Genomic DNA, 11,343 nt, shown 5'->3' on the forward strand with positions numbered 1-11,343 from the left:
AGGAGTTAACGCAATGCAATCCTTACTCGACCTGTTCAAGCAATTTACCCCTGACGATCACTTCGATGCGATCAAGATCGGTCTGGCTTCGCCAGAGAAAATCCGCTCTTGGTCCTTTGGTGAAGTGAAAAAGCCAGAGACCATCAACTACCGTACCTTCAAGCCTGAGCGCGATGGTCTGTTTTGCGCCAAAATTTTTGGCCCGATCAAAGACTATGAGTGTTTGTGCGGCAAGTACAAGCGCCTCAAACACCGCGGCGTGATCTGCGAGAAGTGCGGCGTTGAAGTCACTCAAACCAAAGTGCGTCGCGAGCGCATGGGCCACATTGATCTGGCCGCGCCTTGCGCCCACATCTGGTTCCTGAAATCACTGCCATCGCGTTTGGGCCTGGTGCTCGACATGACGCTGCGTGACATTGAGCGTGTGCTGTACTTTGAAGCGTATGTGGTGACTGAGCCTGGCATGACGCCGCTGAAGAAATTCAGCATCATGAGCGAAGACGAGCACGACGCCAAACGCGAAGAGTACGGCGACGAGTTCGAAGCGCGCATGGGCGCCGAAGGCATCAAAGAACTGCTCGATGGCATCGACATCGACGCGGAAATTGAGCGCCTGCGTGGCGACATGACCGGCTCTGAAGTCAAGGTCAAGAAAAACTCCAAGCGCCTCAAAGTGCTGGAGTCGTTCAAAAAGTCCGGCATCAAACCCGGCTGGATGGTGCTCGAAGTGCTGCCTGTGTTGCCACCGGACTTGCGTCCGCTGGTGCCACTGGACGGTGGCCGCTTTGCGACCTCCGACTTGAACGATCTGTACCGCCGCGTCATCAACCGCAACAACCGTTTGCGTCGCTTGCTGGAGCTCAAGGCCCCAGAAATCATTGCGCGCAACGAAAAGCGTATGTTGCAAGAGTCGGTTGACTCGCTGCTGGACAACGGCCGTCGTGGCAAAGCCATGACAGGCGCCAACAAGCGTGCGTTGAAGTCGCTGGCAGACATGATCAAAGGCAAGGGCGGTCGTTTCCGTCAGAACTTGCTGGGTAAACGCGTGGACTACTCTGGTCGTTCCGTGATTACCGTGGGTCCTTACCTCAAGCTGCACCAGTGCGGTTTGCCTAAGTTGATGGCCTTGGAATTGTTCAAGCCGTTCATCTTTGCGCAGCTCGAGCAGCGCGGTATCGCCACGACCATCAAGGCGGCCAAAAAAGAAGTCGAGATGGGCACCCCCGTGGTGTGGGACATCTTGGAAGAGGTGATCCGCGAGCATCCGGTCATGCTCAACCGTGCGCCTACTCTGCACCGTTTGGGTATTCAGGCGTTTGAGCCGATCCTGATCGAAGGCAAAGCCATTCAGTTGCACCCACTCGTTTGCGCGGCCTTCAACGCCGACTTCGACGGTGACCAGATGGCCGTGCACGTGCCACTGTCTGTGGAAGCGCAGATGGAAGCACGCGTTCTGATGCTGGCCTCGAACAACGTGTTGTTCCCAGCCTCTGGCGAACCATCGATTGTGCCGTCGCAAGACGTGGTGCTGGGTCTGTATCACGCTACCCGTGAGAAGATCAACGGCAAGGGCGAAGGCATGGTGTTTGCCAACGTCAGCGAAGTGATTCGCGCGTTGGATTCTGGTGTCGTTGAACTCAATGCCAAAGTCAATGTGCGCTTGACCGAATGGGTCAAGAACAAAGCCACTGGCGAGATGGAATCGAACACCAAAGTGCGCGAGACCACTGTGGGCCGTGCGTTGCTGTCAGAGATTTTGCCTAAAGGCTTGCCGTTTGAAGTGATCAACCGCGCCTTGAAGAAAAAAGAAATCTCCAAGCTCATCAACACGTCTTTCCGTAAGTGCGGTTTGAAGGACACAGTGGTGTTTGCAGACAAGTTGCTGCAAAACGGTTTCCGTCTGGCGACGCATTCCGGTATTTCGATTGCGATTGAAGACATGCTGGTGCCACCGCAGAAGTACGAAATCGTGGCCCGCGCCGAAGGCGAGGTCAAAGAGATCGAACAGCAGTACACCTCTGGTCTGGTGACCGCTGGTGAGCGCTACAACAAGGTGGTGGATATCTGGGGCAAGGCCGGTGACGAAGTCTCCAAGGTCATGATGCAACAGTTGGCCAAGGAAAAAACCATTGACCGCCATGGCAATGAGATCGACCAAGAATCGTTCAACGCGATTTATATGATGGCCGACTCCGGTGCCCGCGGCTCTGCGGCGCAGATTCGTCAGCTCGCGGGGATGCGTGGTCTGATGGCTAAGCCAGACGGCTCTATCATTGAGACGCCAATTACGGCGAACTTCCGTGAAGGCCTGAACGTGTTGCAGTACTTCATCTCCACCCACGGTGCTCGTAAGGGTCTGGCGGATACGGCGTTGAAGACAGCGAACTCGGGTTACCTGACACGTCGCTTGGTCGATGTGACCCAAGACTTGGTGATTATTGAAGACGATTGCGGCACAGCCAACGGTACGTATATGCGTGCGGTGGTTGAAGGTGGTGAAGTGATCGAGTCGCTGCGTGACCGTATTTTGGGCCGCACGGCTGCAGAAGAAATTCTGCACCCAGAAACACGCCAAGTGTTGATGCCTGCAGGTACTTTGCTGGAAGAAGACCAACTCGACGAGTTGGAAGCCGCTGGCGTAGACGAAGTGAAAGTGCGTACAGCACTGACCTGTGATACCCGTTTCGGTCTGTGTGCAACCTGCTATGGCCGCGACTTGGGCCGTGGTGGTGTGATCAACCTCGGTGAAGCCGTGGGTGTGATCGCTGCGCAGTCCATCGGTGAACCAGGTACCCAGTTGACCATGCGTACCTTCCACATTGGTGGTGCGGTGAACCGTGCTGCGATTGCCTCCAGTGTTGAAGCGCGTTCCAACGGTATTATTGGCTTCAATGCCACGATGCGTTATGTGACCAACTCCAAAGGCGAGTTGGTGGTGATTGCGCGTTCAGGTGAAATCATCATCCAGGACGAGCATGGCCGCGAGCGCGAGCGCCATAAAGTACCGTACGGTGCGATTTTGACCGTCAAGCCAGATCAAACGATCAAGGCCGGTACTATTTTGGCCAACTGGGATCCGTTGACACGCCCAATCATTACCGAATTCGCCGGTCAGGTGAAATTCGAGGGTGTGGAAGAAGGTTTGACAGTAGCCAAACAGGTGGATGATGTGACTGGTCTGTCTACCCTGGTGGTGATTGATCCGAAGCGCCGTGGCTCCAACAAAGTGGTGCGTCCATTGGTCAAGCTGGTCGATGCCTCTGGCAACGAAGTGAAGATTCCTGGTACCGACCACTCTGTGGCTATTGGTTTCCAGATCGGCGCTCTGGTGCAAGTGCGCGACGGTCAGGATGTGGGCCCAGGCGAAGTGCTGGCACGTATCCCAATCGAAGGTCAGAAGACTCGCGATATTACCGGGGGTCTGCCACGTGTGGCCGAGCTGTTTGAAGCCCGTACGCCGAAAGACAAAGGCACCTTGGCTGAAATCACTGGTACGGTTTCCTTCGGTAAAGAAACCAAAGGCAAGATCCGTCTGCAAATCACCGATCCAGAAGGCTCGGTGTGGGAAGACTTGATCCCCAAAGAGAAGAACATCTTGGTGCACGAAGGCCAGGTGGTCAACAAGGGCGAATTGATTGTCGACGGCCCAGCCGATCCGCAAGACATTCTGCGTCTCTTGGGTATCGAAGAACTCTCGCGCTACATCGTTGATGAAATTCAGGACGTGTACCGCTTGCAAGGTGTGAAGATCAACGACAAGCACATTGAAGTGATTGTTCGTCAGATGCTGCGCCGTGTGGTGGTGGAAAATCCAGGTGAGTCCAACTACATCCAGGGTGAACAGGTTGAGCGTTCTGAGATCCTCAATACCAATGAGGCATTGCAGAAGGAAGGCAAGATTGCGGCGACCTACACCAACGTGTTGTTGGGTATTACCAAGGCTTCTTTGTCGACCGATTCGTTCATTTCTGCGGCTTCCTTCCAGGAAACCACTCGCGTGTTGACCGAGGCAGCCATCATGGGCAAGCGCGACGAGTTGCGTGGTTTGAAAGAAAACGTGATCGTGGGTCGTTTGATTCCTGCCGGTACCGGCTTGGCTTACCACCAAGCGCGCAAAGCCAAAGAGCAAATGGACGATGCGGAGCGCCGTTCCATCAGCGAACAAGAAGCCGCAAATGGCTTTGGTTCGCAAGATGCGGAGTCTGATATCGGTTCAGAGCAAGCCTAAATAGGTTTGGGTTTGCACAGGCAGCGCGACAAGAAATGGTCGCGCTGTCATTTTTCACATGAAGCGCTCACCGATGGTGAGCGCTTTTTTTTGCCCGTGGCTGTCTTGCCCAACAGCATGGCTGAGGTCAGTGCACCATCAAATCCACTGGTCGTTTTGCGCTGTACGGGCACCTGTGGTGTCGCCTGTATTGAGTACACCACGTGGCTCAATCAGCATGAGTTTGACTTCTTGCGCGGCAAATGGCTTGTGCTCGATCCCTTTGGAGACGATGTATAGCTCACCTTCACGCAGCAAAACCTGACCATCGCGAAAGTCAATGCGAAGCTCACCCTCTAGTACGAGGAAAGCTTCGTCAGTATCGGTATGCGTGTGCCAGATAAAGTCGCCTTGGAGTCGAACGATTTTGAATTGGTACTCGTTCATCTCGGCTACAACCTTGGGGCTCCACTGCTCATGAAACAAAGCAAATTTTTGCGTAAGGTTGATGGCGTGGCCGTGCTTAGACTGGGGTGTTTGCGTCATGCTGCAATCCTGAAGTGGTTGAGATGGCGCATGCTAGAGATTGGCTGCTTTTTCGTCTTGTACGATCGTGCAGTATCTTGGATTTTGTGATCAGGACGCCTGGAGCCGCTTGAGCCATCGCGCTGGTGTTACGCCATAAGTCGCATTGAAGTGGCGTGCCATATGGCTTTGATCGAAGAAACCTGCCGCCAAGGCTGCTTCAGAAATAGCCTGGCCTGACTGCAACAGCTGTCTGACGAGATCAAGGCGGCGCATGGTCAAGTAGCGATAGGGGCTGGTTCCGTAGAGACTTCGAAAATCACGGCACAGTTGCCAGCGGTCAATTGCACAAGCCGCAGATAACGTGTCGAGGGTTATGGTTTGCTGTAGCGCATCATGGATGAAGTCGCGGGCGCGCTCTACTGCAACGAAGTCTGGTTGCCGTTTGATGTGACGATGCCCTGCTATACCAACCAATGCACATGCCAGTGCGTGCAGTGCATCATCCTCTTGCATGGGATCGATAGGCGCGTGCATGTCTTGCAGCAATGGTATTAATGCATTCAGAAGCCGAATGTCGCGGGAAAGCCCCCCTTCAATGAATGGAAGGGGCTGACCGCCCAGTATTTGTTGAATCAGTGAGGGAGAGATGTACGTCATTCGGTAGTGGAACCCCGCATCGGTGCCGGCCTTGCCGTCATGCAGTTCATCGGGGTGCAGCACCATGACGGTTCCCGGCAGGCTATGGCGTTGGGTTCGACGGTACTGAAAGCTCTGAACCCCAGCAAGAGTGAGTCCTATTGCGTAGGTGTCGTGCCGGTGTGGCGTGTAGCCGTGCCCGCTGAAGTAAGCTTCGATACGTTCGATTTTTCCTTGCTGGGATCCGTGTTGAACCCAGTCACCGGATGTTGTTGGTTTGGTCATAGGACTGGTAAAGGGAGGCACGATTCGACACGGATGAATACACCAAGTTTAGTTGCTCATGCGCATGGCGCGTCTTCTTATGGCTTTGTGTCAAAGTCAGTTTGCGCTGCATTTTTTTGGAGACTTGTGTGACGCTTAGATGCGTTTGGGAAGATGGAAGAATGCCCTAGATTGGTATTTTGTGCGTGGCCGTAGTGTTTTCGCTGGACAATGGCAGTGCTGTGCCTTCACAGCACGCAGCCTTGCCCTAACTGTTCATGCCGATGACCGCTCAACCTTCTTCTTCGCACACCAAAGCCCCTTCGTTGAAAGAGCAGATTGAATGGGCCGCATTGGGCCTGCAGCGGGTTGCTCAAGGGCAGTCTGCTCGCGATGTAGTGACCACTTGGCCCACAGCGTCGCCTGTGCGCCCTGGCGCGCAAGCGTTGCTCTATACCGCTTTGCGCCATTGGGGGCAAACGCGTGCAGTGATTGCACTGCTGGCGAAGAAGAAGCCTCAGCCACCGATAGACATGTTTTTGGCGGTTGCACTGACCTTGCTGCTGGAGCCGCAAGGCGTGTCTTACGCTCCTTTCACTGTGGTCAATCAAACGGTGGAAGCGTTGCGGCGTAGCAAAAAATGGCAAGCCCAAGCAGGATTTGTGAATGCGTGTTTGCGGCGGTTTTTGCGCGAGCGTGACACGCTGCTTTCTGCCATAGATGGTGATGTTGCGGCGCGAACGAACCATCCGGCGTGGTGGGTTGAGTGTGTGCGTCAGGACCATCCGCACGACTGGGAGCGCATTCTGGAGGCAAGCAATGCGCGTGCACCACTGACCTTGAGAGTTAATGTTGCACGCATCGATCGCGATGCCTATTTAGCGTTGCTGACTGGTGCTGGAGTAGAGGCCATTCCCGTGCTTGAGGCGGGAGTGATGTTGCGCAAGGCTGTGGACGTTAGAGATTTGCCTGGTTATGCGCAAGGTTGGTTTTCTGTGCAGGACGCTGCGGCGCAAAGAGCAGCAGCGTTGTTGCTCGGTGGGTGCGGGCGTTCGCAGCAAGAAAGTCAACCTTTATTGATATTGGATGCGTGCGCCGCGCCTGGTGGAAAAACAGCACATCTGTTGGAATGGGCTGCTGCGCACCAGTTGCATATTGAGCTGATTGCGATGGAAGTGGATGCGCAGCGTGCAAGCCGCATTGCCGATAACATGCAGCGTTTGGGTTTTGATGGTCAATTACAAGTTGAAGTGGCAGATGCGGCAAACACTGGCTCTTGGCAGCAGCCGGTCTTGAAGGGCCGGCTGCTTGATGCGGTGCTGCTGGATGCACCATGCTCGGCCTCAGGCATCGTGCGCAGACATCCAGATATCCGTTGGCTGCGCAGGCCCCAGGATCTTGATGCATTGGTCAGTATTCAAGCACTTATTCTCAAGAATTTGTGGGCTTTACTGAAGCCAGGAGGTCGTCTTTTATACTGCACCTGCTCGATTTTTCATCGTGAAGGCCAAGACCAGATTCGGCAATTTCTCGCGCAGCATGCTGATGCGACGCAGGTTGGAGAGCTACTGCAGCTGTTGCCTGGTGGGCTTGAGGCAATGCCCTTGGTGGAAGATCACGATGGTTTCTTTTATGGCTTGTTGCAGAAAGCCTCTTGAGTTGTATGTTCGGCTTTTCCTTCAAACGCGTTTTGCTCGTACAGCTGTCTCTATGGTTGATGGCTTGGGCGTTTGCGACCCAGGCGGTTGCGCAGACAAACTTAGATGTCAGCGGTGATTCTGTTTTGCAAGAGGTGCATTGGAGTGTGGAGCCCGACGGGCAGGTTTTGGTCAGTGCGCAAATGGTGTTGCTGTTGCCCCAGGCTATGGTGGATGCTTTGAAGCAAGGCATTCCTGTGTATTTTGTTGCACATGCGTGGCTTACCCGCCCGAAGTGGTGGTTATGGGAAACAACAGAAGTCGAGGCGCATCGATTCTGGCGCTTGAGTTACCAGCCTTTAACCCGTGTGTGGCGATTACAGTTTTCGCAAGAATCTTCCAAACATACCGACTCATCCCAAGGGTTGGCGCAGTATTTCGATAGTCTGGAGCAAGCGCTGGCGGTGATGCAGCGGATATCCAACTGGCCAGTTGGAGACAGTGCCAAGTTGCAAAAAAATACCGAGTATGAAGCGGAGTTTTCGCTCGGAATCGACAAAGTGCGTTTGCCAAGACCATTGCAGTTTGATGTGCAAGGGCGCAATGACTGGGATTTGCAGTTGAGATCAGGTTCTTTCCGCCTCTCTGTGGGTGCACACTGACGCAGGCATTCGATGAGTTACGCACCTTCTTCAGCCTCTCAAGGAAGCAAGCGCCTGAGCTGGATGCTCGGCATCATCGTGGCGATTGCAAGCGCAATTGGCTTGGTGCTGCTGTTTTTGCTGGCGTTGGCGACCAACAGCCAAGGCCTGTATGAGCAGTACTACCCTTGGTTGCTTTCGATCAACAGTATTGTGGCGGTGACTTTGTTGTTGATCTTGCTCTGGGGCGCGTGGCGCTTGTTCCATCGCTTGCGGCAGAACAAGTTTGGCAGCAAGTTGTTGGTGAAACTGGCGGCATTGTTTTGTGTGGTCGGCATTCTTCCTGGCGTGCTGATTTATGTCATTTCCTACCAGTTTGTATCCCGCTCCATAGAAAACTGGTTTGATGCACGGGTTGAAAGTGCATTAACCGCAGGCGTCGGTATGGCACGTACTACGTTGGATGCCTGGGTGGTTAATAACACAGCACGGGCGCGGTACTCGGCGAGCCAACTGGAGCAAATTGGCTTGGCTAATTTAGGGATTGCACTCGAACAAATTCGTGAGCAATTTGGTGCCAGTGAGGTGGTTCTGTGGCGTTCTAACGGTGAGGTTGAGCTCAGCATGGGGCCAACAGATGCCCAATTGATGCCGCAACGCCCTTCAGCAGTGGCATTCAAGACAGCGCGAGAGCGGCGTGAATGGGCGATTCTGGAAGGAATGGAAGAGGCTGAGCGTGATGGCGATGCTCAGGTCCAGGTGCAATCATTAGTCTTGGTACGCGGCTTGGGTGGTTCGCTGAGCTTGGGCAGCGATGACGTACGCTTTCTTCAGGTGACCGTCCCTGTTCCGCAAGTATTGATTCGAGACGCCTTTGCGGTTCAGCAAGCCAATCGCGAATACCAGCAACGTGCATTAGGGCGCGAGGGTTTGCGACGCATGTATATAGGCACCCTAACGTTGAGTTTGTTCTTGGCGGTTTTCGGGGCGATCGTGCTGGCCATTTTGTTGGGCAACCAACTGCTGCGACCGGTTTTGATTTTGGCTGAAGGGGTTCGAGAAGTCGCCGCGGGCAACCTCAACCCTAAAGTGGCCTTGCCGCGCAATGATGAATTGGGCGGATTGACGCGGGCTTTTGCATTGATGACACACCAGCTTTCTATGGCCCGCGCCTCAGAACAAAAAAGCGTTGCTGCGCTAGACGCTGCGCGTGGGCAGGTGCAGACCATACTCGACAACCTGACTGCAGGCGTAGTCGTGTTGAGTGATGCTGGCACAATTTTGTCGATCAACCCTGGTGCAACGCGCGTGCTGCGTGCCCCGCTAGCTGCTTATGTGGGACAAGCACTTGCGGATGTTCCTGATCTACAGGATTTCGCTTTGCTGGTTGCGCAGCGTTTTGATTCCTTCTTGGTGGGTGATGGTTTGCGTCAAGAAGAGCATTGGCAGCAAAGTGTGGAGCTGTATGCATTGCCTCATGGGGCTGCACCAGATGCGGCACGTGACTTCTCTGTAACGATTGTGGCACGGGGGGCCATGCTTCCAGATGGAAACCGTTTGTTGGTGATGGATGACATCTCTGACGTCGTCTCTGCTCAACGTGCCCAAGCTTGGGGCGAGGTTGCTCGACGTTTAGCGCACGAAATCAAAAATCCCCTCACACCAATTCAACTCTCCGCAGAGCGGTTGGAGTTGCGATTGACAGGCAAGCTGCCTGAAAAGGAGGAAGCCATACTGGCGAAATCGGTTAAGACCATTGTCGACCAGGTTGAAGCGATGAAGCGGCTCGTCAATGAGTTCAGAGATTACGCGAGATTGCCGACCGCAAATCTGGAAGATGTTGATTTGAATATGCTTATCCAAGATGTGCTGCAGCTGTATGGCATGGAAAATGCCAGTTTCCAAGTGCAGGCCCATTTGGATTGGAATTGCCCCCTTATTCGCGGCGATGCTATGCAATTACGCCAAGTCATCCACAATCTTTTACAGAACGCGCAAGATGCAAGTCTGCAAGCGCAAGAGAATCGGGCAGAATCTCCCGCAGCCGTCATGATTTCAACGCACTGGAGTCCTTCGGCAAAGCGCGTGAAGCTGGCGGTGGAAGACAACGGAACAGGATTTCCGGCTAACATGCTTCAGCGTGTTTTCGAGCCCTATGTGACAACGAAAAGCAAAGGTACCGGACTTGGATTGGCTGTAGTCAAGAAAATTGCCGATGAGCACCATGCTTTGATTGAGTTGACTAATAGACAAAATGAAGAGGGTATGGTGATAGGCGCTAAGGTTTCGCTATCATTCAATCCAGCGGCATCCAATGCGCGTAGCGCAGAGCATGCACAAGCTTAAGAACCAAAGCAGGACACATTCTAGAAATGGCAAACATATTGGTTGTAGACGATGAGTTGGGAATCCGAGATTTGCTCTCCGAGATTCTTAATGATGAAGGACACCATGTTGACCTCGCGGAAAACGCAGGCCAAGCACGCATCGCTTGCCGAGATAACCAGTACGACCTTGTACTGCTGGACATATGGATGCCAGACACCGATGGCGTGAGCTTATTGAAGGAGTGGTCCCTCAATGCACAATTGACCATGCCAGTCATCATGATGAGTGGGCATGCAACGATTGATACTGCAGTCGAAGCAACCCGTATAGGTGCATTTTCATTCTTGGAAAAGCCTATTACGCTGCAAAAGTTGCTCAAGTCCGTAAACCAGGCTTTGGAGAAGACGCAAGCCGCAGATCCAACTCCTGTGGCCGGGGCTGCCTTACGTTTGATGGCGACGGAGGTCTCTGAAGAGGTTGCAACGGCAGCGACTTCACATTTGATCCGTGCAATGCCCCGTGAGGAGTTACTTCCAGATCCTCATCAAGGTTTTGATTTAGATCGTCCTCTACGTGAGGCAAGAGATGATTTTGAGAAAGCCTACTTCGAATTTCATCTGGCAAGAGAAGGGGGCTCCATGACTCGGGTTGCGGAAAAAACCGGGTTAGAGCGAACGCATCTTTACCGCAAGCTAAGGCAGCTGGGTGTTGAGTTGGGAAAGCGACGCATGAATCGCTGATAAGAGATGGGTCCAGTTTGACTGGTTTGCTGAGTGGGCAAATCAGCCTATTTATAAAAAACAAAGAATTTGAATTAAAAATCTCAAAATTTCCCAAAAAGGCTAAAAACGCTGATATACTTCATGGCTTGGCTCGGTAGCTCAGTTGGTAGAGCAGCGGATTGAAAATCCGCGTGTCGGTGGTTCGATTCCGCCCCGAGCCACCAAATTTGTTGCTTTAATTTAAAATTTAAATTGTCAAAACTGTTTAAATTTTCTGTTATAGTAGCGGGCTTGGTTGATGAGGTGTTTGACTGAGATTTTGGTTGAATGTTTTGTTGGTTGAGAGGGGTTTTGAGTTGGTTAGAGATTATTTTAAATTT

General features: G+C 53.2%; 7 protein-coding genes and 1 tRNA gene. 6 read left to right on the forward strand and 2 right to left on the reverse strand.

Translation table 11 applies throughout. The annotated features are described in order from the left end of the window. Nucleotides 1-13: 13 nt before the first annotated feature. Nucleotides 14-4,228 carry a DNA-directed RNA polymerase subunit beta' gene (gene rpoC / locus E9531_RS14830; RefSeq protein ID WP_136574551.1) on the forward strand — a complete coding sequence of 1,405 codons (4,215 nt, stop codon included), beginning with the start codon at nucleotides 14-16 and terminating at the stop codon, nucleotides 4,226-4,228. A 138-nt stretch (nucleotides 4,229-4,366) separates the two neighbouring features. Here the strand turns inward: rpoC and E9531_RS14835 are convergent, their stop codons facing one another. Next, nucleotides 4,367-4,753 carry a cupin domain-containing protein gene (locus E9531_RS14835; protein ID WP_136574552.1) on the reverse strand — a complete coding sequence of 129 codons (387 nt, stop codon included), beginning with the start codon at nucleotides 4,751-4,753 and terminating at the stop codon, nucleotides 4,367-4,369. A gap of 90 nt (nucleotides 4,754-4,843) precedes the next feature. Beyond that, on the reverse strand, nucleotides 4,844-5,656 hold the full coding sequence (locus E9531_RS14840; RefSeq protein ID WP_136574553.1) for an AraC family transcriptional regulator: 813 nt from the start codon (nucleotides 5,654-5,656) through the stop codon (nucleotides 4,844-4,846). 263 nt (nucleotides 5,657-5,919) lie between these two features. Here E9531_RS14840 and rsmB point away from each other — a divergent pair, with 263 nt between their 5' ends. The 5 genes from rsmB to E9531_RS14865 all read left to right on the forward strand — a co-directional run bounded on the left by rsmB (nucleotide 5,920) and on the right by E9531_RS14865 (nucleotide 11,187). Then, nucleotides 5,920-7,293, forward strand: coding sequence for a 16S rRNA (cytosine(967)-C(5))-methyltransferase RsmB (gene rsmB, locus E9531_RS14845; RefSeq protein WP_244610142.1), 1,374 nt, complete (start codon nucleotides 5,920-5,922; stop codon nucleotides 7,291-7,293). Between the two features lie 5 nt (nucleotides 7,294-7,298). Beyond that, nucleotides 7,299-7,934: a DUF4390 domain-containing protein gene (locus E9531_RS14850; RefSeq protein WP_136574555.1), complete on the forward strand. Its 636-nt coding sequence runs from the start codon at nucleotides 7,299-7,301 to the stop codon at nucleotides 7,932-7,934. Nucleotides 7,935-7,946: 12 nt separating this feature from the next. Beyond that, the gene (locus E9531_RS14855; protein WP_136574556.1) at nucleotides 7,947-10,259 is read left to right on the forward strand and encodes a sensor histidine kinase; all 2,313 of its coding nucleotides are present in this window, start codon (nucleotides 7,947-7,949) and stop codon (nucleotides 10,257-10,259) included. A 26-nt stretch (nucleotides 10,260-10,285) separates the two neighbouring features. Beyond that, entirely contained in the window at nucleotides 10,286-10,981 is a 696-nt protein-coding gene (locus tag E9531_RS14860; RefSeq protein ID WP_136574557.1) for a response regulator, read from the forward strand. A gap of 130 nt (nucleotides 10,982-11,111) precedes the next feature. After that, nucleotides 11,112-11,187 (forward strand) — tRNA-Phe (locus E9531_RS14865). The last annotated feature ends 156 nt before the right edge of the window (nucleotides 11,188-11,343 follow it).

This window comes from Lampropedia puyangensis, assembly GCF_004833285.1.
In the GTDB taxonomy this organism is placed as follows: domain Bacteria; phylum Pseudomonadota; class Gammaproteobacteria; order Burkholderiales; family Burkholderiaceae_C; genus Lampropedia; species Lampropedia puyangensis.

Excerpts from the sequence above, each read along its gene's own strand:
- rpoC (WP_136574551.1), top strand. The coding sequence starts at position 14 with ATGCAATCCTTACTCGACCTGTTCAAGCAATTTACCCCTGACGATCAC.
- E9531_RS14835 (WP_136574552.1), bottom strand. The coding sequence starts at position 4,753 with ATGACGCAAACACCCCAGTCTAAGCACGGCCACGCCATCAACCTTACG.
- E9531_RS14840 (WP_136574553.1), bottom strand. The coding sequence starts at position 5,656 with ATGACCAAACCAACAACATCCGGTGACTGGGTTCAACACGGATCCCAG.
- rsmB (WP_244610142.1), top strand. The coding sequence starts at position 5,920 with ATGACCGCTCAACCTTCTTCTTCGCACACCAAAGCCCCTTCGTTGAAA.
- E9531_RS14850 (WP_136574555.1), top strand. The coding sequence starts at position 7,299 with ATGTTCGGCTTTTCCTTCAAACGCGTTTTGCTCGTACAGCTGTCTCTA.
- E9531_RS14855 (WP_136574556.1), top strand. The coding sequence starts at position 7,947 with ATGAGTTACGCACCTTCTTCAGCCTCTCAAGGAAGCAAGCGCCTGAGC.
- E9531_RS14860 (WP_136574557.1), top strand. The coding sequence starts at position 10,286 with ATGGCAAACATATTGGTTGTAGACGATGAGTTGGGAATCCGAGATTTG.